Annotated in this window: 22 protein-coding genes; 16 read left to right on the top strand and 6 right to left on the bottom strand. The window is 72.1% G+C overall.

All coding sequences use genetic code 11. The features are described 5' to 3' along the window. Positions 1-136: 136 nt before the first annotated feature. From ACWEJX_RS00205 to ACWEJX_RS00190, 4 genes are all read right to left on the bottom strand, one after another. On the bottom strand, positions 137-829 hold the full coding sequence (locus tag ACWEJX_RS00205; protein ID WP_451605290.1) for an LmeA family phospholipid-binding protein: 693 nt from the start codon (positions 827-829) through the stop codon (positions 137-139). A gap of 111 nt (positions 830-940) precedes the next feature. Further along, on the bottom strand, positions 941-2,191 hold the full coding sequence (locus ACWEJX_RS00200; RefSeq protein WP_451605289.1) for a hypothetical protein: 1,251 nt from the start codon (positions 2,189-2,191) through the stop codon (positions 941-943). A gap of 9 nt (positions 2,192-2,200) precedes the next feature. Continuing rightward, a complete protein-coding gene (locus ACWEJX_RS00195; protein ID WP_403799962.1) occupies positions 2,201-2,455 on the bottom strand; it encodes a MoaD/ThiS family protein in 255 nt (84 codons plus the stop codon). Between the two features lie 45 nt (positions 2,456-2,500). Then, positions 2,501-3,376: an alpha/beta hydrolase family protein gene (locus tag ACWEJX_RS00190; protein ID WP_451605288.1), complete on the bottom strand. Its 876-nt coding sequence runs from the start codon at positions 3,374-3,376 to the stop codon at positions 2,501-2,503. Positions 3,377-3,568: 192 nt separating this feature from the next. Between ACWEJX_RS00190 and ACWEJX_RS00185 the strand changes: the two genes are divergently transcribed. The 5 genes from ACWEJX_RS00185 to ACWEJX_RS00165 all read left to right on the top strand — a co-directional run bounded on the left by ACWEJX_RS00185 (position 3,569) and on the right by ACWEJX_RS00165 (position 8,901). Then, positions 3,569-4,423, top strand: a complete 855-nt coding sequence (locus ACWEJX_RS00185; protein ID WP_451605287.1) for a response regulator transcription factor — start codon at positions 3,569-3,571, stop codon at positions 4,421-4,423. A 61-nt stretch (positions 4,424-4,484) separates the two neighbouring features. Beyond that, positions 4,485-5,510 carry a LacI family DNA-binding transcriptional regulator gene (locus tag ACWEJX_RS00180; protein ID WP_451605286.1) on the top strand — a complete coding sequence of 342 codons (1,026 nt, stop codon included), beginning with the start codon at positions 4,485-4,487 and terminating at the stop codon, positions 5,508-5,510. A 111-nt stretch (positions 5,511-5,621) separates the two neighbouring features. Next, positions 5,622-6,701 (top strand): S1C family serine protease, encoded by a 1,080-nt coding sequence (locus ACWEJX_RS00175; RefSeq protein ID WP_451605285.1) that lies wholly within the window; start codon positions 5,622-5,624, stop codon positions 6,699-6,701. Positions 6,702-6,730: 29 nt separating this feature from the next. After that, entirely contained in the window at positions 6,731-7,504 is a 774-nt protein-coding gene (locus ACWEJX_RS00170) for a response regulator transcription factor (protein WP_451605450.1), read from the top strand. Continuing rightward, complete coding sequence (locus ACWEJX_RS00165; RefSeq protein WP_451605284.1) at positions 7,501-8,901, top strand: sensor histidine kinase; 1,401 nt, start codon at positions 7,501-7,503, stop codon at positions 8,899-8,901. Before ACWEJX_RS00170 ends, ACWEJX_RS00165 begins: the two co-directional genes overlap by 4 nt. 4 nt (positions 8,902-8,905) lie before the next feature. On the opposite strand, the gene ACWEJX_RS00160 is transcribed toward ACWEJX_RS00165, so the two are convergent. Both ACWEJX_RS00160 and ACWEJX_RS00155 read right to left on the bottom strand, forming a co-directional pair. Further along, complete coding sequence (locus tag ACWEJX_RS00160; protein WP_451605283.1) at positions 8,906-9,760, bottom strand: phosphatidylinositol-specific phospholipase C; 855 nt, start codon at positions 9,758-9,760, stop codon at positions 8,906-8,908. A 185-nt stretch (positions 9,761-9,945) separates the two neighbouring features. Continuing rightward, a complete protein-coding gene (locus ACWEJX_RS00155) occupies positions 9,946-11,781 on the bottom strand; it encodes a bifunctional metallophosphatase/5'-nucleotidase (protein ID WP_451605282.1) in 1,836 nt (611 codons plus the stop codon). Positions 11,782-11,992: 211 nt separating this feature from the next. On the opposite strand from ACWEJX_RS00155, the gene mshD reads away from it, so the two are divergent. The 11 genes from mshD (at position 11,993) to pstB (ending at position 23,708) form a co-directional block, all read left to right on the top strand. Next, positions 11,993-12,919 (top strand): mycothiol synthase, encoded by a 927-nt coding sequence (gene mshD / locus ACWEJX_RS00150; RefSeq protein WP_451605281.1) that lies wholly within the window; start codon positions 11,993-11,995, stop codon positions 12,917-12,919. 120 nt (positions 12,920-13,039) lie between these two features. Continuing rightward, complete coding sequence (locus ACWEJX_RS00145) at positions 13,040-13,426, top strand: GntR family transcriptional regulator (protein ID WP_451605449.1); 387 nt, start codon at positions 13,040-13,042, stop codon at positions 13,424-13,426. Further along, the gene (locus ACWEJX_RS00140; RefSeq protein ID WP_451605280.1) at positions 13,423-14,298 is read left to right on the top strand and encodes an ABC transporter ATP-binding protein; all 876 of its coding nucleotides are present in this window, start codon (positions 13,423-13,425) and stop codon (positions 14,296-14,298) included. The genes ACWEJX_RS00145 and ACWEJX_RS00140 overlap by 4 nt, the downstream gene beginning before the upstream one ends. Next, a complete protein-coding gene (locus ACWEJX_RS00135; RefSeq protein ID WP_451605279.1) occupies positions 14,295-15,245 on the top strand; it encodes an ABC transporter permease in 951 nt (316 codons plus the stop codon). The genes ACWEJX_RS00140 and ACWEJX_RS00135 overlap by 4 nt, the downstream gene beginning before the upstream one ends. A gap of 259 nt (positions 15,246-15,504) precedes the next feature. Further along, positions 15,505-17,775 carry an RNA degradosome polyphosphate kinase gene (locus tag ACWEJX_RS00130; RefSeq protein WP_451605278.1) on the top strand — a complete coding sequence of 757 codons (2,271 nt, stop codon included), beginning with the start codon at positions 15,505-15,507 and terminating at the stop codon, positions 17,773-17,775. A 157-nt stretch (positions 17,776-17,932) separates the two neighbouring features. Continuing rightward, on the top strand, positions 17,933-18,922 hold the full coding sequence (locus tag ACWEJX_RS00125; RefSeq protein WP_451605448.1) for a CHAD domain-containing protein: 990 nt from the start codon (positions 17,933-17,935) through the stop codon (positions 18,920-18,922). Next, positions 18,919-19,332, top strand: coding sequence for an NUDIX hydrolase (locus tag ACWEJX_RS00120; RefSeq protein WP_451605277.1), 414 nt, complete (start codon positions 18,919-18,921; stop codon positions 19,330-19,332). The genes ACWEJX_RS00125 and ACWEJX_RS00120 overlap by 4 nt, the downstream gene beginning before the upstream one ends. Before the next feature lie 271 nt (positions 19,333-19,603). After that, positions 19,604-20,737, top strand: coding sequence for a phosphate ABC transporter substrate-binding protein PstS (gene pstS, locus ACWEJX_RS00115; RefSeq protein ID WP_451605276.1), 1,134 nt, complete (start codon positions 19,604-19,606; stop codon positions 20,735-20,737). A 124-nt stretch (positions 20,738-20,861) separates the two neighbouring features. Next, the gene (gene pstC / locus ACWEJX_RS00110) at positions 20,862-21,836 is read left to right on the top strand and encodes a phosphate ABC transporter permease subunit PstC (protein WP_451605275.1); all 975 of its coding nucleotides are present in this window, start codon (positions 20,862-20,864) and stop codon (positions 21,834-21,836) included. After that, positions 21,833-22,903, top strand: a complete 1,071-nt coding sequence (gene pstA / locus ACWEJX_RS00105; RefSeq protein ID WP_451605274.1) for a phosphate ABC transporter permease PstA — start codon at positions 21,833-21,835, stop codon at positions 22,901-22,903. The genes pstC and pstA overlap by 4 nt, the downstream gene beginning before the upstream one ends. A 28-nt stretch (positions 22,904-22,931) precedes the next feature. Next, entirely contained in the window at positions 22,932-23,708 is a 777-nt protein-coding gene (pstB, locus tag ACWEJX_RS00100; RefSeq protein WP_451605273.1) for a phosphate ABC transporter ATP-binding protein PstB, read from the top strand. The last annotated feature ends 97 nt before the right edge of the window (positions 23,709-23,805 follow it).

Raw genomic sequence — 23,805 nt, 5'->3', positions numbered from 1 at the left:
TTCTACGGATCGGACGCGACCGTCTCAGAATGTGATCCGCAGCGGGGTACAGCCACCCGACGGGCGGCGGTCAGGCCCCGGTGGGCGGCGGTCAGGGCGGTCAGGGCGGTCAGGACGGTCAGGGCGGTCAGGGTGGTCAGGACGCCGTCAGGTCCACGTTCTCGCCCGACACCGTCACCGCGAGGCCGTCCTCGCGCGGCTCCACCTTCGTCAGCCGCATGCCCTTCGGCAGCCCCTCGACCCGCCAGTCGAAATCCGTGCGCGCCCGCACCAGCTCCTCCAGGCCCGGGATGCCCTCGCCCGGCACCTCGTCGGCCCGCACCCGGATGGTGTCGCCGCCCACCAGGGTCACCGTGGACGTCACCGTGCGGGTCAGGGTCTGCCCCAGGAACCGCACCCCGCCCGTCACCTTCAACTTGCCGGTGCCCCCGTACGCGACCTTCGCGTCCTCGCCGGAGGCGGCGGCCAGGTCCGGGTACGAGGTCAGGGCCGTGCCGCTCGCGGTGCGGGCCCGCTCGATCGCGTAGTCGTCGTTCAGGGTGACGTCGTGCAGCGCGGCGGTCAGCTCGCCGATGCGCACCGGGTGGCCACCGGCGGTGGTACGGACGCCGGTCAGCACCACGTCGACCTCGCCGAACCGTTTGTCCGCCACCTGGGTGAGGAACGGGAAGCCCTTGATGTCGACGTCCGTGGACTCGGCCCGCACGCTGCCGAGCCGCACCCCGTCGGCCGCCTCCGACTCCGCGTATGAGGCGGCCAGCCGGTCCACGCCGACGAGGATTCCGCCGAGCACCACGGCAAGGATCAGCACCGTCCGCAGCGCTCGCATCGCCCACATCCTCCTCGTCAGCAGCAAAAAGGCCGGCAAAAGACCCGGCCCTCCGACACGAAGATCGACGTGTCGGAGGGCCGGTCGGTTCCCCAGGGGCGTTTCGCGGGCCTACGCGAGCACCCGCCCCAGCAGGTACACGGCCGGTACGGCGGCCGTCAGCGGCAGCGCCACGCCCGCCGTCATGTGCACGAAACGCGACGGGTAGTCGTAGCTCGCCACCCGCAGGCCGACCAGCGCGCACACCCCCGCGCCCAGGCCGAGCAGCGCCCCGCCGGTGCCCAGGTCGGTGAAGCCGCCGGCCGCGATGCCGCCGCCGGCCGCGGCGAGCAGGGCCACGACGATCGACACGGGGCCGGGCAGCGGGACCGCCCGGGCGAGGACCGCGGCGGCCACGGCCACGGCACCGACGACCACGGCGTCCGGGTCGGCACCGAGGTGCCCGGCGGCCAGGATCGCGAGCGCCGACGACACGACCGTCGCCATCAGGCCGTACATCCGCTCGTCCGGATCGGCGTGGCTGCGCAGCTGCAGCACCAGCGTCAGCAGGACCCACACGCCGAGCGTGCCGATGATCGCGCCCGGCGCGTTCTCCCGGCCGACCGCGAGCAGCGCCACGTCCGCGACGACACCGCCGAGGAACGCGAGCGCGATGCCCTGCCGGGCCGGCCACATGCCGTTGAGCCGGAACCAGCCGGCGGCGGTGACCGCCTGCAGCAGGAGCAGCGGGACCAGCAGCGCGTACGAGCCGAACGCAGCGCCGCCCGCGAGCAGCACGCCGAGCACCGCCGTCAGCGCGGCCGGCTGCATCCCCGGCTCGATGATCGGCGACCGGCCCTCGGCGCGGGCGCGCTGGGCATCGGTGACCCGGGCGGTGCCGGAGGTGGTGGGGGCGGAGTACTCGGCGGCGGACGCGGCGGCGGAAACCGGGGCGGCGGACGCGGCAGCGGAAGCCGGGGGCTCGTACGACGCCTGCGGGGCCGCGGCGGGGACCTCGTACGTCTGCGGGGCCGGGGCAGAGACCTCGTACGCCTGCGACTCGTACGACGTCTGCGGGGCCGGGGCAGAGACGTCGTACGCCTGCGGGGCCGGGGCGGGGACCTCGTAGGCGGCCGGGGCCTCGGGCGGCAGCGGGTGGCCGCCGGTCACCGGTTGCGGCGCGTAGTCGTACCGGCCCTGCGGCGGCAGATACGCGTTGTCGTTCTCGTTGTCGTACGAAGCCGGGGCCTGCGGCCGCACCGTCGGCTGGTACTGCGTGTCCCAGGTCTGGCCCTGCCACGTCTGAGTGACCTCGGGGTCATAGGACTGACCGGTCCGGGACCCGGCCCGGGGGTCGTACGGGTACTGCTGATCACTGCTCATGCTGTCGGTTCACCCTCCTGCGAACGGGGGGAGCACCTCGACCGTGCCGCCCTCGGCCAGCCGTACCGTCTCATGCGCGCGGGTCCCGACGGGATCGCCGTCGATCAGGAACGAGCAACGCAGGAGGACCCGGGCCAGCTCGCCGGGGTGCCGCTCGCGGGCGGCGTCGAGCGCCTCCGCGAGGGTGTCGGCCGCGTACGGCTCCTCGGCGACTCCGGCGGCGGCCTTCGCCGCGGCCCAGTAGCGGATGGTTCCCGCTGCCATGACGGCGCTCCCTTCGTTCGTGTGCGCGCCGCCCCCCATGATGGGCTATGGCCGGGCCAGCCAGGTCCCGAGGCGCCTCAGCAGCTCGTCGGCGGCCGCGTTCTCGGCGTGGCCCATGCCCCGCTCCAGCCACAGCTCGGCCGGGGCGCCGGCCCGCTCGGCCGCGGCGGCGAGCATCCGGGGGTGGTCGACGGGGAAGTACGGGTCGCGGTCGCCGTGCACGATCAGCAGCGGCGTCGGCGCGATCAGCGGCACCGCCTCGACCGGCGAGAGCGGCACCGGGTCCCAGTCCCTGGTGTCGATCCTGGTCCTGAGCCCGTAGCGCCCGACGAGCCGGCCGAGCGGCCGGGTGACCACCCAGTGGACGCGGCGCATCGGGGGCGTACCCCGGTAGTACCAGCGGGCGGGGGCCGACACGGCGGCCACCGCGTCCGTGCGGGCGTCCGTCTCCTTCGCGATCGCCGCGTGGCGCAGCACCACCGAGCCGCCCATCGAGAAGCCGACCGTCACCACGCGCCGGTGGCCGAGCTCGCGCGCCCAGCGGACGGCGGCGGACAGGTCGAGGACCTCGCGGTCGCCGACGGTGGAGCGGCCGCCGGAGCCGCCGTGCCCGCGGAAGGAGAAGGAGACGACGTCGGCGTGGCCGCGGAAGGCGGCGACGGCGCGGCGGAGCGCGGGGCGGTCGACCGAGCCGGTGAACCCGTGCGCCACGACGACGGCCGTATCGGTGACACTTGCGGTGGAGGGTTCGTAAACCGCCTCGATCCGGACACCGTCATCGGTACGGAGGTCGGTACGGAGACACGTACGCGGGTCGGTACGGATCCGCGTACCACCGGGATCCGTGCGCGGACCGGTGGGCAGGCCGGCGGGAAGCGTGTCCTCCAGAGGGCCGGAAGTGATCTGAGAAACATCCACCATGTGAAATCGCCCCTCTGCCTCGGAACCCATGTCCGCTATTCTGCTGGCAGAGGATCCGGGCACCGCAGCCCCCGGGTCCTTTTGTGTTTTCCGACCGTTGTTACGGACAGGTGAACAAAAGCTCTCGGGTCGCGAGGGCCGAGGAGGAACCGACGTCATGGACGATCCGACGATTCAGGCAGGAGGGGCGCGATGAGTTCCCTGCTGCTCCTGACCAACGCCCTCCAGCCGTCGGCCGAGGTGCTGCCCGCGCTCGGCCTGCTGCTGCACAACGTGCGCGTGGCCCCCGCCGAGGGCCCGGCCCTGGTGGACACCCCGGGCGCCGACGTGATCCTCGTGGACGGGCGGCGCGATCTGCCGCAGATCCGCTCGCTCTGCCAGCTGCTGCGCTCCACGGGCCCCGGCTGTCCGCTCATCCTGGTCGTGACGGAGGGCGGGCTCGCGGCCGTCACCGCCGACTGGGGCATCGACGACGTGCTGCTCGACACCGCCGGGCCGGCCGAGGTCGAGGCGCGGCTGCGGCTGGCCATGGGCCGGCAGCAGATCACCGTCGACGACTCCCCGATGGAGATCCGCAACGGCGATCTGTCGGTGGACGAGGCCACCTACAGCGCGAAGCTGAAGGGCCGGGTCCTGGACCTGACCTTCAAGGAGTTCGAGCTGCTCAAGTACCTCGCCCAGCACCCGGGCCGGGTCTTCACCCGGGCCCAGCTGCTGCAGGAGGTCTGGGGCTACGACTACTTCGGCGGCACCCGAACGGTCGATGTGCACGTACGGCGTCTGCGGGCGAAGCTCGGCGTCGAGCACGAGTCGCTGATCGGCACCGTACGGAACGTCGGCTACCGCTTCGTGACGCCCGAGAAGCCGGACCGGGCGGACAGGACGGACCGGGCGGCCGAGGGCCGTTCGGGGTCGGGCGCGAGCCCGGGCTCCGGGCCCGGCTCCGGATCCGGTTCCGGGTCCGGCTCGGGGTCCGGTTCGGGTGCGAAGGCGGAGGCGCGCGTCAAGGACGGCGCGCGGGAACTCACTCCGGTGGAGGACCGTTAACGTGGCGTATGCCACAGCGCGACCTGCCGGTAGCTAGGTCACCCCGCGTAGACTTCCGCGCGTGGCCAAGGTGACGCGGGATGACGTTGCGCGACTGGCGGGTACTTCCACCGCGGTCGTGAGTTACGTGATCAACAACGGACCCCGGCCGGTCGCCCCGGCCACGCGCGAGCGTGTCCTCGCAGCGATCAAGGAACTGGGCTACCGACCCGACCGGGTGGCCCAGGCGATGGCGTCCCGCCGCACCGACCTCATAGGCATGGTCGTCCCGGACGCCCGCCAGCCCTTCTTCGCGGAGATGGCGCACGCGGTCGAGCAGGCCGCCGCCGAGCGCGGAAAGATGGTCCTGGTCGGCAACTCCGACTACCGCACCGAGCGCGAGATCCACTACCTGCGCGCCTTCCTCGGCATGCGGGTCTCCGGGCTGATCCTGGTCAGCCAGGGCATGAGCGAGCAGGCCGCGAGCGAGATCGAGGCCTGGGACGCGCGCGTGGTGCTGCTGCACGAGCGGCCCGAGGCGATCGACGACGTCGCCGTCGTCACGGACGACATCGGCGGCGCCCAGCTCGCCACCCGGCACCTCCTGGAGCACGGCCACGCGTACGTGGCCTGCATGGGCGGCATCCCCAACACCCCGGCCGTCGGCGACCCGGTCGCCGACCACGAGGAGGGCTGGCGGCGGGCCATGCTGGAGGCGGGCCGCTCGGTCGAGGGCCGGCTCTTCCAGGCCCCGTACAACCGCTACGACGCCTACAAGGTCGCGCTGGAGGTCCTGTCCGGCCCGGACCGGCCGCCGGCCATCTTCTGCTCGACGGACGACCAGGCCCTCGGCGTGCTGCGGGCCGCCCGCGAGCTGCGCATCGACGTGCCGACGGAGCTCGCGGTCGCCGGCTTCGACGACGTCAAGGAGGCGGCGCTCGCCGATCCGCCGCTGACCACGGTCTACTCGGACCGTCCGGCGATGGCGCGCGCGGCGGTGGACCTGGTCCTCGACGACTCGCTGCGGGTGGCGGGCTCGCGCCGCGAGCGGGTGAAGCAGTTCCCGTCGGCGCTGATCGTGCGCCGGTCCTGCGGCTGCGCGCACTGACCCCCGTACCACCACGCTTCCCCAGCTCTTTATTTCGGGCATACAGGCTTCTGTCGGGCTTCTCACCCCGTCCTCAGACGGTTCTCATGTACGGCTCCGAGAGTCGTAGCCATGACGGACAACCAGGAGCCCCAGCCGCAGCAGCAGCAGCCGTACTACCCGCCGCGGCCCCCGTACGACCCGGCCCAGCCGTTCCAGCCGGAACCCGGCACCACCGTCTGGCCCGCGGGCGGGCATCTGCCGCCCACCGCTCCCCCGGCCCCGGCCTCGCCCCCCGCACCGCACCGCCGCCGTGCCAAGCGCGGCGTCGGTCTGCTCGCGGCCGTGGCCATCGCCGCGGCCGCCGTCGGCGGCGGCACGGCGACGCTCGTCGAGCGCTGGATGTCCGACGGCGCCTCGACCGCCTCCGCGGCGAGCAGTGTGAGCGGGACCAACGTGTCGGCGGGCAGCAAGGGCACGGTCGCCGGAGTCGCGCAGGCCGTCTCGCCCTCCATCGTGGAGATCTCGGCGAGCTCGAACGCGGGCAGGTCCACCGGCTCCGGCGTGATCATCACCTCCGGCGGCGAGATCGTCACCAACAACCACGTCATCGCCGGCGCCTCCTCGATCAGCGTGCGGCTCAGCGACGGCAAGACGTACGACGCCCGGGTCGTCGGCACCGACCCCGACAAGGACCTCGCGCTGATCAAGCTGCAGGGCGCCTCCGGCCTCAAGGCCGCCACCCTCGGCGACTCGTCCAGGATCCAGGTCGGCGACCAGGTCGTGGCCATCGGCTCGCCCGAGGGCCTGACCGGCACCGTCACCAGCGGCATCGTCTCCGCCCTGAACCGCGACGTGACCGTCGCGAAGGAGGACGGCGGCGGCCAGGACGGTGGCGGCCAGGGGCAGCAGTTCGACCCCCGGCAGGGCTGGCCGTTCGAGTTCGGCGGGCAGCAGTTCAACGGCGACACGGGCTCGTCGAAGACCACCTACAAGGCGATCCAGACCGACGCCTCCCTCAATCCCGGGAATTCCGGCGGCGCGCTGATCAATATGAACGGCGAGATCATCGGAATCAATTCGGCCATGTATTCGCCCAGTTCCTCGGCCGGTTCGAGCAGCTCGGCGGGGAGCGTCGGGCTCGGATTCGCGATCCCGGTGAACACCCTCAAGGCCGACCTGGACCAGCTGCGCGCGGGCGGCTCGAACTGAACACGTGGGACGCTGACCCCATGAGTGGCATGAGTGGCCAGCAGCATGATGACGAGCGCATCCTCATCGTCGACGACGAGCCCGCCGTCCGCGAGGCCCTGCGCCGGTCCCTCGCCTTCGAGGGGTACGGGACCGAGGACGCCGTCGACGGGCTCGACGCGCTCGCCAAGCTGGAGTCGTACGACCCCGATCTCGTCGTCCTGGACGTGCAGATGCCCCGCATGGACGGCCTCACCGCCGCCCGCCGGATCCGCGCGTCCGGGTCGACCGTGCCGATCCTGATGCTGACCGCCCGCGACACCGTCGGCGACCGGGTCACCGGACTCGACGCGGGCGCGGACGACTACCTCGTGAAGCCGTTCGAGCTCGACGAGCTGTTCGCGCGGATCCGGGCGCTGCTGCGGCGCAGCTCGTACGCGGCGCAGCAGCGGCAGCCGGTGGACGACGCCGCGGCCGGCGACGTGATGTCGTTCGAGGACCTGCGGATGGACCTCGCCACCCGGGAGGTGACGCGGGGCGGGCGCCGGGTGGAGCTGACCCGTACCGAGTTCACGCTCCTGGAGATGTTCCTGGCGCACCCGCGGCAGGTGCTCACCCGCGAGCAGATCCTCAAGGCGGTGTGGGGCTTCGACTTCGAGCCCAGCTCGAACTCCCTGGACGTGTACGTGATGTACCTGCGGCGCAAGACGGAGGCGGGCGGCGAGCCGCGCCTCGTCCACACGGTGCGCGGCGTCGGCTACGTCCTCCGGGGCGGGGCCGGTGGGGCCGGCGGCGACGGCGGAGTCGGCGGGGGCCCGGAGTGACCGTGCCCCACCCGGTCGCCTGGTTCCGGTCCCGGCCGCTGCGCTCCCGGCTGGCGCTGCTGACCGCGCTCGCGGTGGCGGTCGCGGTGGCCGCGGTGTCGCTGGCCTGCTGGTTCGTGACCCGGGCGCAGCTGGAGAGCGAGCTGGACTCGTCCTTGCGCGGCAGCAAGGTCGACAACACGTATCTGAACCTGGTGCTCGGCGGCTGCCGCACCGACACCCGGGTGCCGCCCCTGCCCCCGTACACCGTGCAGATCGTCCTGGCCGACGGCACCGTCTGCACCTCGGGCAAGGCCCCGATCCCGGCGCAGGACGCGGACGTGGCCGTGGCGCAGGGGCTGCTCACGGACACGCTGCACACGACGAAGGACGACGACGGCCGCGAGATGCGGGTCTACACGTACGACCAGCCGGGCCGCATCGGCATGGCGGTGTCGCTGGCCCGGCCGCTGTCCGAGGTCGACAACTCGATGAACACGCTGGCCTGGGTGCTGCTCCTCGTCTCCGGCATCGGGGTCGTCGGCGCGGGCGCGGCCGGCTTGTGGGTGGCGCGGACCGGGCTCGCGCCGGTGGACCGGCTGACGGGCGCGGTCGAGCACGTGGCGGCGACCGAGGACCTGACCGTGCGGATCCCGGTGGAGGGCGAGGACGAGATCGCGCGGCTGTCCCGGTCCTTCAACGCGATGACGGCGGCGCTCGCCACCTCGCGGGACCGGCAGGCCCGGCTGATCGCCGACGCCGGCCACGAGCTGCGCACGCCGCTGACCTCGCTGCGCACCAACATCGAGCTGCTCGCGCGGAGCGAGCAGACGGGCCGGGCGCTGCCGCCGGACGACCGGCGGGCCCTGATGGCCTCGGTGAAGGCCCAGATGACGGAGCTGGCGTCGCTGATCGGCGACCTCCAGGAACTCGCCCGCCCCGAGGCCGCCGCCCCCGGCCCGCTGGAGGTCGTGGCGCTGCACACCATCCTCCGCTCAGCCCTCGACCGGGCCCGGCTGCGCGGCCCCGAGCTGACCTTCGAGACCGACCTCGCGCCCTGGTACGTACGGGCGGAGCCGGCCGCGCTGGAGCGGGCGCTGGTCAACGTCCTGGACAACGCGGTGAAGTTCTCGCCGCCGCGCGGGACGGTCGAGGTGCGGCTGATGCGCGGCGAGCTAACCGTGCGCGACCACGGCCCGGGCATCGCGGCCGACGAACTCCCGCACGTCTTCGACCGCTTCTGGCGCTCCCCGTCGGCCCGCAGCCTGCCGGGCTCGGGGCTCGGCCTGTCGATCGTCGCCCGCACGGTGGGCCAGGCGGGCGGCACGGTGGCGCTGACCCCGGCGGAGGGCGGCGGCACGGTGGCGACGGTCACGCTCCCGGGCGCACCGACCCCGCCGCCCTCCGACGAGGGGTAGCAGGTCAGTTGTGCCGGACGAGCGCCTCCACGAGCCCCGTATTGGTGTCGGGGAAGTCGAGCGGGACGATGCCGAGGCCCCGCCAGGCGGTCGCCTCGGCGCTGTCGAGGAGGGCGTGGACCTGGGGGTTGAGGCGGTCGGCGTTCCAGCGGGGCGGGAGGCCGGCGGCGGTGGAGACGAAGTTGACGTAGAACGGGCCGGGCTGGGCGGCGGCCTTGCGGAACTGGGCCTGGATCCTGGACCACTTGGCGAAGGGCTCGGCCTGGTAGTCGTCCTGGACGTCGAAGTAGGCGCTGTCGGCCCAGCGCAGCCCCGGCAGCCCGGCGTTGTCGGCGAGCAGGACGACCCGGCCGCGGGACTCGCCGAGGGTCGGGACTCCGGAGCCGATGCGGAAGAGCGGGCGCCAGCCGCGGTTGTCGAGGTAGTCGTCGAAGATCGCACGGAAGGTGGCGTCGGACTCGGTCGAGTACTCCTGCTTGACCCGCATGAGGACGGTCTCGCCGGGGTGCGCGGCGAGGAAGTCCCAGCAGGCGCCGAGGACGTCGCCGAACATCAGGTTCTGGTAGTACGCCCCGTGGTGGATGGCGAACGAGCCGCCGGTCACCCGGCACCGTACGTCGAGGAAGCGGATGCCGCTGTCGAGTTGCTGGGCGATGGTGGTGTTCTGGCACTCGGTCCACAGGCCGCCGTAGCGGGCGCCGGAGTCGTGGGTGCCGGGGATCGTGAGCCTCTGGAGCGGGGTGGGGTCGCCGTGGGCGGCCATCCAGTCCTGAACGGCTGCCGCGTGCGCGGAAGGGGCGCCCAGGAACAGGGCGGCACCGGCCGCGCCGGCGCCCGCGAGAAAGCGTCGTCGGTCCATGGCCCGCACTATGACAGCGCTTGACGTGCTCCTGCCATAGGCGTGCGGGGAATTGCTACCGCCGGGTATGCGCGAGAGGGGCGGGCCGGGGGTAACAGCCGTTCGAACTCGTTCAGAATGAGAAAGGGCCGGTCCCCGCGACAGCGGGAACCGGCCTTCGTCTCCGTGTGTTGACTACCCGTCGGCTACTTGACCGTGATCCGGTCGGCCGCCGGCACCTGCAGCGGCGCCGTCGGCGAGGAGTGGGCGGCCAGGTAGGCGTTGAACACGTCCAGGTCCGAGGCGCCGACCAGCTTGTTGGTGCCGGTGGCGAGGGCCGCGAAGCCGTCGCCGCCGCCCGCGAGGAACTCGTTCATCGCGACGCGGTAGCTCTTCGCCGGGTCGATCGGCTCGCCGTTCAGCTTGATGGTGCCGTCGACGACGCGGTCAGCGCCGGACTTCGTCATGTCCAGCGTGTAGGTGAGGCCCTTCGACACCTGGAGGATCTTCACCGCGTTCAGGTTCGATCCGCTGACCTGCTGCTTGAGCGCCGCGATCAGGTTGGCGCCGGACAGGTCGACCACGTTCATCATGTTGGTGAACGGCTGCACGGTGAAGGACTCGCCGTAGGTCACCACGCCGTCGCCCTCGGCGCCGGACTGCTTGTAGACGAGGTCGGCGCGGATGCCGCCCGGGTTCATCAGAGCCAGCTGCGCGCCGCCCTTGTCGGCCGGGGCGAGGCCCTCCAGCTGGGCGTCGGCGATCAGGTCGCCGAGGGGCTTCTCGTACGCCGTGGAGCCGCGGCCGTTGATGTCGGCGGCGATGTAGCCCTGCGGCCGGTTCGCGACCGGGGCCGCGAGCTGCTTCCACTCGGCGATGAGCTGGGTGATGTCCTCGGCCTTCGGGACGTCACGGCTGACGACGTGGTTCGCCGAGGCGACCGCGGTGCGGACGATGTCCTTCGTACGGCGGTCGTACGTCAGCGTGGTGTCCGTGTAGAGCTTGCCGAACGAGGACGCCGAGGTGACCAGGCGCGGCCGGCCCGCCGGGTCGGGGATGGTGCACACGTACGCCTGGTGGGTGTGGCCGGTGACCAGCGCGTCGACCTGCGGGTCGATGTTCTTGGCGATGTCGACGATCGCGCCGGAGACGCCCTCGCCCTCACCGTCGCCGTCACCGTCGCAGTTGTAGTTGTACGCGGACGAGGCCGGCATGCCGCCCTCGTGGATCAGGGCGACGATGGACTTGACGCCCTGCCGCTCCAGGACCTTCGTGTACTTGTTGATCGTCTCGACCTCGTCGCCGAACTTCAGGCCCTTGACGCCCTCGGCGGTGACGACGTTCGGGGTGCCCTTCAGGGTCACGCCGATGAAGCCGATGCGGACGCCGTCCTTCTCCCAGACGAAGGTCGGGTCGAGGATCGGCTTGCCGGTCTTCTCGTCCGTCACGTTGGCCGCGAGGTACGGGAAGTCGGCGCCCTTGAACTCCTTGCCGTCCACGTAGCAGCCGGCGGTCGGGTGACAGCCGCCGTTCTGCATCCGGGCCAGCTCCAGGGCGCCCTCGTCGAACTCGTGGTTGCCGACCGAGGTGACGTCCAGGTCCAGGTCGTTCATCGCCTGGATGGTCGGCTCGTCGTGGAAGAGACCGGAGAGCAGCGGCGAGGCGCCGATCAGGTCACCGGCGGCGGCCGTGATGGAGTAACGGTTCCCCTGACGGGCCTGGCGCAGGTGCGTGGCCAGGTACTCGACACCGCCCGCGTCGATCTTCTCGGTGGTGCCGTCCGGCTTCACCCGGGTGACCTGGCCGGACGAACCGGCCGGCGGCTCCAGGTTGCCGTGCAGGTCGTTGAAGGAGAGCAGCTGGACGTCGACCATCCGCCCCCAGCCCTTGCCGTTGGTGCCTCCGTACGCGGCGGCGTCGGCCCCGCTGTCCTGCGAGGCACCGGCCGGCATCGCCGCCACCAGCGCGCCGACGGTGGCGAGCCCCGCCCCGAGGGCGAGTATCCGCCGCCCCGCCTTGTTGTTCTTCCGCGTCGCTGCCATCTCTCCCCAGTTCCCTGAACGACTCCGGTCCTGCCCGCGCAGCCTAGGGTCAACGCGCGTAGCGCAACAGGGGGTAGCGGGTTACGAGGTGGTTGCCTTTGTCCGCGTGCGGCCGCCGTGCGGCCGCCGGGGCGACTTCCGCGGGGGCCCACCTGACAGTGTCGGTTTGATCTCCCACGGGGCGGGACACGCCCGCCGTAGGCTCGTAACCATGACTCCTGACACGGCGCCGGCCCTCGAACCCGGTCGGCAGATCCACACCTACGACGAGCTGAGCCCCGAACAGGTGACGGACGTCCTCGACCTGCTCGCGGCCGCCGACCACGCCGACGGCGTGCACGCCGTGTCCGAGCAGGGGCGGCTCTATCTGCGCCACGGCAGGCGGGAGGGCGTCCGCCACTTCCTGCTGACCGTCGGCTCGAACCTCTACGGCTACGCCCAGCTGGAGGAGACCGACCCGGTCGAGGCCCCGGCCGCCGAACTGGTCGTGCACCCGGCGCACCGCGGCCGCGGCCACGGACGGGCGCTCGGCACGGCGCTGCTCGACGCGACCGGCAAGCGGCTGCGGGTGTGGGCGCACGGCGGAAAGCCGGCCGCCCGGCACCTGGCCCAGGTGCTCGGGCTGACCCTGTTCCGCGAACTGCGCCAGCTGCGCCGGCCCTTGGTACCGCTCGACATCCCGGAGCCGGTCCTGCCGGCGGGCGTCACCGTCCGCACCTTCGTACCCGGCCAGGACGACACGGCCTGGCTCGCCGTGAACGCGACCGCGTTCGCCCACCACCCGGAGCAGGGCTCGCTCACCCAGCGGGACCTGGACGACCGGATGGCGGAGCCGTGGTTCGACCCGAAGGGCTTCTTCCTCGCGGAGAAGGAGGGCCGGCTCGTCGGCTTCCACTGGACGAAGGTGCACGCCGAGGAGCAGCTCGGCGAGGTGTACGTGGTCGGCGTGCTGCCGGAGGCCCAGGGCGGCGGCCTCGGCAAGGCGCTCACCGCGACGGGCCTGCTGCACCTGGCGGGCGAGGGGCTGCCGACGGCGATGCTGTACGTGGACGCGGACAACACGGCGGCGGTGACGGTGTACGAGCGGCTGGGCTTCCGTACGCACGAGGTGGACCTGATGTACCGCGCGGAGTCGTGAACGAGGACGCGAGCGAGAAGGCTGACGCGAACTAGGAAGTAGAAGGGGGCGGTTGACACCGCCCCCTTCTTTCCACCACCCTTTCACTACTTCATTAGTGAAAGGGTGGTGGAAGGGAACGTGCTCGCCTACCGCATCGACCGGCGCAGCGGGGTCGCCACGTACCTCCAGATCGTCCAGCAGACCAAACAGGCCCTCCGCATGGGCCTCCTGGCGCCCGGCGACCGGCTGCCCACGGCCCGCGAGGTCGTCGAGGCCACCGCCATCAACCCGAACACGGTCCTCAAGGCGTACCGCGAGCTCGAACGCGAGGGGCTCGTCGAGGCCCGCCGCGGCCTCGGCACCTTCGTCCGCGCCACCCTCGGCACCGCCCCCGCCGACTCGCCCCTGCGCGGCGAACTCGCCGAGTGGGCGCGACGGGCCCGCGCGGAAGGCCTGGACCGGGAGGACGTGGCGGCGCTCTTCACATCCGTACTGAACGAACACTTCGAGGGGGACGACGCATGACGACGGGGACAGGAACGGGGACAGGAACAGGGACCGCCGCGCTGGCGGCCGAAGGGCTCGGCCGGCGCTACGCAGGACGCACCCGCCCCTGGGCCCTGCGCGACTGCACCTTCGCCCTCCCCGCGGGCCGCGTCTGCGCGCTGGTGGGCCCGAACGGCGCGGGCAAGTCCACCCTGCTCGCGCTGGCGGCGGGGCTGCTGCGGCCGACGGAGGGGACGATCACGGCGCCGGTGCGGGAGCGGACGGCGTACGTGGCGCAGGACAAGCCGCTGCACCCCCGGCTCACCGTCGCCGACACCCTGCGCATGGGCCGCGAGCTCAACCCCGGCCGCTGGGACGAGGCCGCCGCCCAGCGGGTCATCGCCGACGAGATCGACCCGCGGGCCCTCGTACGGAACCTCTCGGGCGGCCGGCGGACCCGCGTCGCCCTCGCCCTCGCCCTCGGCAAGCGCGCCGAACTCCTGCTCCTCGACGAGCCGATGGCCGACCTCGATCCGCTCGCCCGGCACCGGCTGATGGGCCTGCTCATGGCCGACGCCGCCGAACACGGCACCACCGTCGTCCTGTCCTCGCACATCCTCACCGAGCTGGAAGGCGCCTGCGACCACCTCCTGCTGCTCCAGGACGGCCGGATCCGGCTCGCCGGCGACATAGACGACCTGCTCGCCGCCCACACCCTGCTCACCGGCCCCGTCGCCGGCCTCGACCCGCACACGGTCGTCGAGTCCCGCACGACGGGCCGTCAGCTCACCGCGCTCGTCCGCCACGAGGGCCCCGTCGAGGGCCCGTGGGAGACCAGCGCGCCCACCCTGGAGGACCTCCTCCTCGCCCACCTCCGCACGAACGCGGAAACCGAAGGAGCCGCCGCGTGAGCACGCTCGCCCTCAAGGGCTCGTACTGGGTGACGGCCCGCCAGTACCGCCGCACCCTGTGGCTGGCCGCCGCCCTCGTCGTCCTCGCCCTCGCCGTCGTCTGCGGGCTCCGCATCTGGGACGCCCAGTACCCGGACGTCCAGGAGGGCGGCGGCTACTGGCGGGCCGACGACAGCAACCGCAGCTACGAACTGCTGCGCCTCACCATGGAGTACGGAAGCGCCTACCTGGTCCTGCTTCCGCTGCTGGTCGGCGCCTTCGTCGCGGGCCCGCTGGTCGCCCGCGAGTACGAGTCGGGGACGTACCGGCTCTCCCTCACCCAGTCCGTCAGCCCGGCGCACTGGCTGCGCGCCAAGATCCTCACCGCCGCCGTCGCCTCCCTCGCCGTCACCCTCGCCCTCATGGGCGTCTTCCGGATCGGCTGGGGCCGCGTCTCGGGCACGTACCAGTTCGGCTGGGCCGACCGCGGCCCGTACGAGGCCACCGGCATCGTGCTCCTCGCCTACGTCCTCGCCGCCGTCGCCGTCGGCGCGCTCGTCGGTCAGCTGGTCCGCCGCACCCTGCCCGCCATGGCGGTGACCGGCGTGCTCATGGGCGTGGTGGTGGTCGTGCTCGGCGCGCTGCGCTGGGACTTCCTGCCGGTCAGGACGGTCACGGGTCCCATGAACGCCGCGAGCGGCCCGCTCCCCGTTCCGGACCACGGGCTGATGATGGACATGGGCCTCATCACGGGCGACGGCCGGCGCATCACCGAATGGCTCTGCCGAGACGTGGACAAGTCCCCTCAGCAGTGCCTCGACGCGAAGGGCGTCACCGGCCAGTACCTCGACTACCACCCCGACTGGCACTTCTGGCCCACCCAGCTGATCGAGACCGGCATCCTCCTCGCCCTCGCCGCCCTCGCCCTCACCGCCGCCTTCCGCGTCCTGCGCGCCCGGCTGCCGTAGAACGAGCCCGGGACGGGGCGGACGAGCACGGGACCGGGCGGACGAGCACGGGCGGGGCCCGTTTCGGCCCCGCCCCCGATCCGCCCCCGATTCCCTCACGTCACGTCCTCGTTACCGACCATTCAGACGCGCTTGCGACGCTCACGCAATGAAGCGCTCCGTGCCCGCCCCCACCCGGGCCCTCCCCAAAGGGAGGCTTCCCTCGCCCACGGCCCGCTCCGACGCGCCCGACCTGACCTTCGCGCGGAAGAATGGGGCCATGAGCCAGCAGCCCGCCGAGGTCCCGGTCCAGCCCAAGAAGAACGCCTCCGCAAAGAGCGCGAAGAAGTCGACGGACGCCCAGCCTTCGCTGGGCTCCATAGCCACACACCGGCCGCACGCCGTGAACGGCGCGGCCGTCAGCGAGCTCGCGCCCGATCTGGACGCCGATCTCGACGCGTACGAGGAGGAGGACGGCGGCGCGAGCGAACTGCCGCAGGGGCGGTTCCTGGACCGGGAGCGCAGCTGGCTGGCGTTCAACGAGCGGGTGCTCGAACTCGCCGAGGACCCGACGACCCCCCTCCTCGAACGGGCGAACTTCCTCGCGATCTTCGCCTCGAACCTCGACGAGTTCTTCATGGTGCGCGTGGCCGGCCTCAAGCGCCGCATCGCCACCGGTGTGGCCACCCGTTCCGCCTCCGGGCTCCAGCCCCGCGAGGTGCTCGACCTGATCTGGACGCGCTCGCGCGAGCTGATGGCGCGGCACGCCGCCTGCTTCCAGCAGGACGTGGCCCCGGCGCTCGCCGACGAGGGCATCCACCTGATCCGCTGGCCGGAGCTCACCGAGAAGGAGCAGGCGCGCCTCTTCACCCTCTTCCGCCAGCAGATCTTCCCGGTGCTCACGCCGCTGGCCGTGGACCCGGCGCACCCCTTCCCGTACATCTCGGGGCTCTCGCTCAACCTCGCGGTCGTCGTCCGCAACCCGGTCAGCGGCCACCGGCACTTCGCGCGCGTGAAGGTCCCGCCGCTGCTGTCCCGCTTCCTGGAGGCGTCGCCGGAGCGCTACGTCCCGCTGGAGGACGTCATCGCGGCGCACCTGGAGGAGCTGTTCCCGGGGATGGAGGTGCTCGCGCACCACATGTTCCGGGTGACGCGGAACGAGGACCTGGAGGTCGAGGAGGACGACGCCGAGAACCTGCTCCAGGCCCTGGAGAAGGAGCTCATGCGGCGCCGCTTCGGCCCGCCGGTGCGCCTGGAGGTCGAGGAGTCCATCGACCCGTACGTGCTCGACCTGCTGGTCCGCGAGCTGAAGGTCTCCGACTCCGAGGTCTACCCGCTGCCCGGCCCGCTCGACCTCACCGGCCTCTTCGGCATCGCCTCGCTCGACCGGCAGGAGCTGAAGTTCCCGAAGTTCGTCGCCGGCACCCACCGCGACCTCGCCGAGGTCGAGTCGGCGTCCGCGCCCGACATCTTCGCGGCGGTGCGCGAGCGCGACGTGCTGCTCCACCACCCGTACGACTCGTTCTCCACGTCCGTGCAGGCGTTCCTGGAGCAGGCGGCGGCCGACCCGGACGTCCTCGCGATCAAGCAGACGCTGTACCGGACCTCCGGCGACTCGCCGATAGTCGACGCGCTCATCGACGCCGCCGAGTCCGGCAAGCAGGTCCTCGTCCTCGTCGAGATCAAGGCCCGCTTCGACGAGCAGGCCAACATCAAGTGGGCGCGGAAGCTGGAGGAGTCCGGCTGCCACGTCGTCTACGGCCTCGTCGGGCTCAAGACCCACTGCAAGCTGTCGCTGGTGGTCCGGCAGGAGGGCGAGACGCTGCGCCGCTACAGCCACGTCGGCACCGGCAACTACCACCCGAAGACGGCCCGGCTCTACGAGGACCTCGGCCTGCTCACCGCCGACCCGCAGGTCGGCGCGGACCTCTCCGACCTGTTCAACCGGCTGTCCGGCTACTCGCGCCGCGAGACCTACCGGCGCCTGCTCACCGCACCGAAGTCGCTGCGCGACGGCCTGGTCTCCCGCATCAACAAGGAGATCGCGCACCACCGCGCCGGCCGGCCCGCATACGTGAAGATCAAGGTCAACTCGATGGTCGACGAGGCCGTCATCGACGCCTGCTACCGGGCCTCGCAGGCCGGTGTGCCGGTCGACATCTGGGTCCGCGGCATCTGCGCCGTGCGCCCCGGCGTCGAGGGCCTGTCGGAGAACATCCGGGTCCGCTCCGTCCTCGGCCGCTTCCTGGAGCACTCCCGGATCTTCGCCTTCTGCAACGGCGGCGAGCCGGAGGTGTGGATCGGCAGCGCCGACATGATGCACCGCAACCTGGACCGCCGCATCGAGGCCCTGGTCCGGGTCACCGATCCCGCCCACCGGGCCGCCCTCACGCGGCTCCTGGAGACCGGGATGTCCGACACCACCTCCTCCTGGCACCTCGGCCCGGACGGGAACTGGACGCGGCACGCGACCGACCCCGAGGGCCAGCCGCTCCGGCACGTCCAGGAGATGCTCATCGACGCGCGGAGGCGCCGGCGTGCACAACCCTGACCACGACGTCACGACGTCCGACGCCCCCCACCCGGACGTGAACCGCCCGCGCGCGACCGTCACCACGACGGGAGACGGGTCCGCGGAGACCCAGGCGGGCGTCCCGGCGGGCGTCCCGGCGACCGCCGCGAACGCCACCTCCACCGTGACCTCGACCGTGACCACGGCCGCGCCCTCGGCCGTGACCGCGGGCGAGGTCCTCGCCCCCTACCTGCACGCCCGGGCCGCGGACTTCCTCCGCGGCCTGCGGCTGCACACCGAGAGCGGCGCCGACACGGCGGGCTCCGAGGCCGCCGCCCGCACCCTGCGGGCGGCGGCCCGCCGGATCAGCGGCACCCTGCACACCTTCCGGCCGCTGCTCGACGCCGCCTGGGCCGACCAGCTCCGCACCGAGCTGGCCTGGCTCTCCGGCACGCTCGCCCTGGAGCACGCCTGCACCTCCCGGCTCGTCCGCCTGGTGGACGCGCTGTCCCGGCTGTCGAGCGGCGGCGCGCAGGGGCCGGTACCCGCCGCCCGCGGTGCGGAGACCAGCCGGGGTCTCACCGTCGGCGCCGCCCGGGCCGGCGCCCTGCTCGAACGCCAGCTCACCCTGGCCCGTACCCGGGCGCACTCCGCCGCGCTCCAGGCGCTCGGCTCCTCCCGCTTCCACGCCGTCGCCGACGCCGTCGCGCTCCTCGCCTCCGACGTGCCGCTCGGCCCGGCCGCCGACGCCCGCGCCGTCGACGTCCTGGACGCCCCGGCCGCGGCCGTCGAACGCCGGCTGCGCGACGCGGTCGCCGCGCTGCCGCTGACCCGGGCGGCCCACCCGTACAACGCCGACGCCCTCGCGCTCACCGCCGGCGAGTCCCAGGACACGCCCTGGCACCAGACCCGCGGCCTGCTGCGGCTGCACCGGTACGCGGGCGAGGTGCTGTACGGCGGCGCCGACCCGGACCCGGTCCTGTACGAGGCCGCCCGCGCCCTCGACCGGCACCGCGACGCCGCCGAGGCCGCCGCCGCGGCCGCCGCGGCCGCCCGCACCCCACGGATCGCCCCGGCCACCGCCTACGCCCTCGGCGTCCTCCACGCCGACCAGCGCCACGACGTCGAAGCCGCCCGCTTCGCCTTCCAGCGCGCCTGGTCCCGCACGACGGCCCCGGTCCCGTGACCTCCCCCGACCCGATCCTCGCCGCGGGCGCCGTCCTGTGGCGCCCGGCGGCGTCGGGCGACGGCGTCGAGATCGCGCTCGTACACCGGCCGAAATACGACGATTGGTCGCATCCGAAGGGCAAGCTCAAGGCCGACGAGACCCTCGCGGACTGCGCGGTCCGCGAGGTCCTGGAGGAGACGGGCCACTCCTGCGTGCTCGGCGCCCGCCTCCCGACCGTCCGCTACCCGGTGAACGGCCGCCCCAAGGAGGTCGCCTACTGGACGGCCCGCGCCCTGGGCGGCACCTTCACCCCCGGGCGCGAGGTCGACGCCCTCGTCTGGCTCCCGCCCGCCGCGGCCCGCGCCCGCCTCACCCAGCCGCGCGACCGCGAGCTCCTCGACGCCCTGCCGGCCGTCGCCCCCCGCTGAGCCCGCACGCCTGCCGACCGTCGCCCACCGCCGAACCGCGCAGGCCCCTCACCGCGCCCCACCAGGGGCCTCGCCGCTTCGCACCTCACCTTCCGGCACGGTTCACTTCCCGTTCACTCTCCTCCGTCGACGGCTTCACCTGATCTGCCTAATTTCGGCCGTACACGGTGCACCGCTCGACCTCGCACCGGACACCCGACACGCGCCGCCGTAGAAAAGTTCAGGACACCAAGGTCCACGACATGGCGGCTTCTGGAAGGAACACCCGAAAGTGAAGCTTTCGAAGAACGGGCTTCGCGCCTCCGCGATCGGTGCCCTCGTCGTCTCCGGCGCGCTCGTCCTCTCGGCGTGTGGTTCGGACAACAACAACGAGCCCACCAAGGACGGCGGCAAGACCTCCGCCGCGGCGTCGAACATCAAGTGCGACGGCGCCAAGGGCCAGCTGCTCGCCGCCGGCTCCTCCGCGCAGAAGAACGCGATGGACCTGTGGGTCAAGAACTTCCAGGCCGCCTGCTCGGGCGTCGAGGTGAACTACCAGGCCATCGGCTCCGGCGGTGGCATCACCAAGTTCAACCAGGGCCAGGTCGCCATGGCCGGCTCCGACTCCGCCCTGAAGGACGAAGAGGTCGCGGCCTCGCAGAAGGTCTGCGCCGGCGGCAAGGGCATCAACCTCCCGATGGTCGGCGGCCCCATCGCCATCGGCTACAAGCTGGACGGCGTGGACAACCTGGTCCTGGACGCCCCCACCCTGGCGAAGATCTTCGACACGAAGATCACCAAGTGGAACGACCCGGCGATCGCCAAGCTGAACCCGGGCGCCAAGCTCCCCGGCTCCACCATCCAGGCCTTCCACCGCTCGGACGAGTCGGGCACCACCCAGAACCTGGGCAAGTACCTCTCCGCCACCGCCCCGGCCGACTGGAAGTACGACCCGAAGACCAAGTCGTGGCCCGCCCCGGGTGGCCAGGCCGCCAACGGCTCCTCCGGTGTCGCCACCGCGGTCAAGGACGCCGAGGGCTCCATCGGCTACTTCGAGCTCTCCTACGCGACCGCCAACAAGATCAGCACGGTCTCCATCAACACCGGCGCCTCCGCCCCGGTCGCGGCCACCACGGAGAACGCCTCCAAGGCCATCGCCGCCGCCAAGATCAAGGGCACCGGCTCCGACCTGGCCCTCTCCCTCGACTACACGACCAAGGCCGAGGGCGCCTACCCGATCACCCTGGTCACGTACGAGATCGCCTGCGACAAGGGCAACAAGCCCGAGACCCTGCCGACCGTGAAGGCGTTCCTCAACTACACCGCCAGCGAGGAGGGCCAGAAGGTCCTCTCCGACGCCGGCTACGCCCCGCTCCCGGCCGAGATCGCCGCCAAGGTGCGCGCGATCGTCCCGACCCTGTCCTGACCCCCGGCCGGGGGCGGCCCCTCACCTCCCGTGGAGGGGCCGCCTCCGGCATCCGGTGCACCGCCGCCAGGAGCCAGTCGCCGAGCCCCGCGCTCGTACCGGCTCCGCAGACCGGAGAAACAAGATGGCTACTTCCACACCAGAGATACAGAGGAGCCGGCGCGCCAAGAGCGCGACCCGCCTCGGGGACCGCGTCTTCAGCGGTCTGTCCCGCGGCTCCGGCATCACCCTCCTCGTGATCATGGCCGCGATCGCGGTCTTCCTCACCTACCGCGCGATCAACGCGATCTCGAACGACAGCACCAACTTCTTCACCACCTTCGAGTGGAACCCGGCCGGCAACCCGCCCGTCTTCGGCATCGCCGTCCTCGCCTTCGGCACGGTCGTCTCCTCGGTCATCGCCATGGCCATCGCCGTGCCCGTCGCCATCGGCATCGCGCTGTTCATCTCGCACTACGCCCCGCGCAAGCTGGCCAAGCCGCTCGCCTACGTGGTCGACCTGCTCGCCGCCGTGCCCAGCATCATCTACGGCCTGTGGGGCGCGATCTTCCTCGTCCCGTACCTGGACGGCCTCAACAAGTGGCTCGACCAGTACCTGGGCTGGACGTACATCTTCGACAAGTCCAGCGACGGCGTCGCCCGCAACATCTTCACCGTCGGCATCCTGCTGGCGATCATGATCCTCCCGATCATCACCAACGTGACCCGCGAGGTCTTCCTCCAGGTCCCGCGGATGCACGAGGAGGCCGCGCTCGCCCTCGGCGCCACGCGCTGGGAGGTCATCCGCATGTCGGTGCTGCCCTTCGGCCGCTCCGGCATCATCTCCGCCTCGATGCTCGGCCTCGGCCGAGCCCTCGGCGAGACCATGGCCGTCGCCGTGGTCCTCTCCCCGAGCTTCGTGCTCTCGGGCCACCTGCTCGACCCGGGCGGCGGCACCTTCGCCCAGAACATCGCCGCCAAGTTCAACGAGGCCAACGAGTTCGGCCGGGACGCCCTGATCGCCTCGGGTCTCGTCCTCTTCGTCATCACGCTGCTGGTCAACGGCGCCGCCCGCATGATCATCGCGCGCCGCAAGGAGTACTCGGGGGCGAACGCATGAGCCACGCCATACAGGACCGTCCGGTGACCGTCTCCCCGCGCCGCCCCCTCTCCCACGCCCGGCTCCCGCGCTGGACGCCCGCCGCCGTCGCGGCCGGCTCCATCGCCGCGGGCTGCGGCCTCGGCCTCGCCGCCGGCTGGCACAGCAAGGTCCAGTGGGGCCTCGTCTCCGCGCTGCTCTTCGTCCTCGCCACCTACGCCGTCACCGCCAAGGTCGAGGGCGCCCGGCAGGCCAAGGACCGCGTCGCCACCAGCCTCGTCTGGGTCTGCTTCGTCCTGGCCGTCGTACCGCTGCTGTCCCTCGGCTGGGTCACGATCAGCAAGGGCCTCCAGGTCCTCGACCCGTACTTCCTCAGCCACTCCATGAACGGCGTCCTCGACGCCGAGGCCGGCGGCGGCGTCTACCACGCGCTGCTCGGCACCATCGAGCAGGTCGGCATCGCGACCCTGATCGCCGCGCCGATCGGTCTGCTCACCGCGGTCTACCTGGTCGAGTACGGCAACGGAAAGCTCGCCAAGGCCGTCACCTTCTTCGTCGACGTCATGACGGGCATCCCGTCGATCGTCGCGGGCCTCTTCATCCTCGCCACCTGGAACCTGATCCTGGGCTTCGGCCCCTCCGGTTTCGCCGGCTCGATGGCCCTCGCGATCCTGATGATGCCGGTCGTGGTCCGCTCCACCGAGGAGATGCTGAAGCTCGTCCCGAACGAGCTGCGCGAGGCCTCCCTCGCCCTCGGCATCCCCAAGTGGCGCACGATCCTGAAGGTGGTCCTGCCCACCGCGATCGGCGGCATCACCACGGGCGTCATGCTCGCGGTCGCCCGCATCACCGGTGAGACGGCCCCCGTCCTCCTCCTCGTGTTCGGTACGAAGCTCATCAACCCGAACCCCTTCGAAGGCGCCCAGTCCTCCCTGCCGCTCTACGTGTACGAGCAGTACGCGGTCGGCACCGACGCCGCCGTGGCCCGCGCCTGGGCCGCCGCGCTCGTCCTGATCGCCTTCGTCATGATCCTCAACCTGGTGGCCCGCGGCATCGCCCGCTGGAAGGCCCCGAAGACCGGCCGCTGACCGCGGCACACTGGAAGTAGTGATTGATATGGCCAAGCGAATCGACGTCAGCGGCCTCTCCGCCTACTACGGCAACCACAAGGCGATCGACGACATCTCCATGACCGTCGAGCCCCGCTCCGTGACGGCCTTCATCGGCCCGTCCGGCTGCGGCAAGTCCACCTTCCTGCGCACCCTGAACCGCATGCACGAGGTCACCCCCGGCGGCCGCGTCGAGGGCAAGGTGATGCTGGACGACGAGAACCTGTACGGCACCGGCGTCGACCCGGTCGCGGTGCGCCGCACCGTCGGCATGGTCTTCCAGCGCCCCAACCCCTTCCCCACCATGTCGATCTTCGACAACGTGGCGGCGGGCCTGCGCCTGGCCGGCTCGTACAAGAAGTCCGAGCTCTCCGACATCGTCGAGCGCTCCCTCAAGGGCGCCAACCTCTGGAACGAGGTCAAGGACCGCCTGAACAAGCCGGGCGCCGGCCTCTCCGGCGGTCAGCAGCAGCGTCTGTGCATCGCCCGCGCCATCGCGGTCGAGCCCGAGGTGCTGCTGATGGACGAGCCCTGCTCGGCCCTCGACCCGATCTCCACCCTCGCCATCGAGGACCTGATCGGCGAGCTGAAGGAGCGCTTCACGATCGTCATCGTGACGCACAACATGCAGCAGGCCGCCCGCGTCTCGGACCGTACGGCGTTCTTCAACCTGGCGGGCGTGGGCCAGCCGGGCAAGCTGATCGAGCTGGACGACACCGAGCGCATCTTCTCCAACCCGAGCGTCCAGGCGACCGAGGACTACATCTCCGGCCGCTTCGGATAAAGCAGTCGTACGGTGCTGCATGGCGGTGCCGCCGTACGACGCAGAAGGGCCCGGCTCCCCCACAGGGGAGCCGGGCCCAACCACGTTCCGTGGCGTC

The sequence above is a fragment of the Streptomyces sp. NPDC004788 genome (assembly GCF_053601115.1).
The sequence above is the reverse complement of the archived record's forward strand: the minus strand, read 5'-3'. Positions and strand labels throughout refer to the sequence as shown.

Excerpts from the sequence above, each read along its gene's own strand:
- ACWEJX_RS00170 (WP_451605450.1), top strand. The coding sequence starts at position 6,731 with ATGAGTGGCCAGCAGCATGATGACGAGCGCATCCTCATCGTCGACGAC.
- ACWEJX_RS00185 (WP_451605287.1), top strand. The coding sequence starts at position 3,569 with ATGAGTTCCCTGCTGCTCCTGACCAACGCCCTCCAGCCGTCGGCCGAG.
- ACWEJX_RS00195 (WP_403799962.1), bottom strand. The coding sequence starts at position 2,455 with ATGGCAGCGGGAACCATCCGCTACTGGGCCGCGGCGAAGGCCGCCGCC.
- ACWEJX_RS00155 (WP_451605282.1), bottom strand. The coding sequence starts at position 11,781 with ATGGCAGCGACGCGGAAGAACAACAAGGCGGGGCGGCGGATACTCGCC.
- ACWEJX_RS00200 (WP_451605289.1), bottom strand. The coding sequence starts at position 2,191 with ATGAGCAGTGATCAGCAGTACCCGTACGACCCCCGGGCCGGGTCCCGG.
- ACWEJX_RS00160 (WP_451605283.1), bottom strand. The coding sequence starts at position 9,760 with ATGGACCGACGACGCTTTCTCGCGGGCGCCGGCGCGGCCGGTGCCGCC.
- ACWEJX_RS00190 (WP_451605288.1), bottom strand. The coding sequence starts at position 3,376 with ATGGTGGATGTTTCTCAGATCACTTCCGGCCCTCTGGAGGACACGCTT.
- pstC (WP_451605275.1), top strand. The coding sequence starts at position 20,862 with ATGGCTACTTCCACACCAGAGATACAGAGGAGCCGGCGCGCCAAGAGC.
- mshD (WP_451605281.1), top strand. The coding sequence starts at position 11,993 with ATGACTCCTGACACGGCGCCGGCCCTCGAACCCGGTCGGCAGATCCAC.
- ACWEJX_RS00140 (WP_451605280.1), top strand. The coding sequence starts at position 13,423 with ATGACGACGGGGACAGGAACGGGGACAGGAACAGGGACCGCCGCGCTG.
- ACWEJX_RS00205 (WP_451605290.1), bottom strand. The coding sequence starts at position 829 with ATGCGAGCGCTGCGGACGGTGCTGATCCTTGCCGTGGTGCTCGGCGGA.
- pstB (WP_451605273.1), top strand. The coding sequence starts at position 22,932 with ATGGCCAAGCGAATCGACGTCAGCGGCCTCTCCGCCTACTACGGCAAC.
- ACWEJX_RS00175 (WP_451605285.1), top strand. The coding sequence starts at position 5,622 with ATGACGGACAACCAGGAGCCCCAGCCGCAGCAGCAGCAGCCGTACTAC.
- ACWEJX_RS00130 (WP_451605278.1), top strand. The coding sequence starts at position 15,505 with ATGAGCCAGCAGCCCGCCGAGGTCCCGGTCCAGCCCAAGAAGAACGCC.
- pstA (WP_451605274.1), top strand. The coding sequence starts at position 21,833 with ATGAGCCACGCCATACAGGACCGTCCGGTGACCGTCTCCCCGCGCCGC.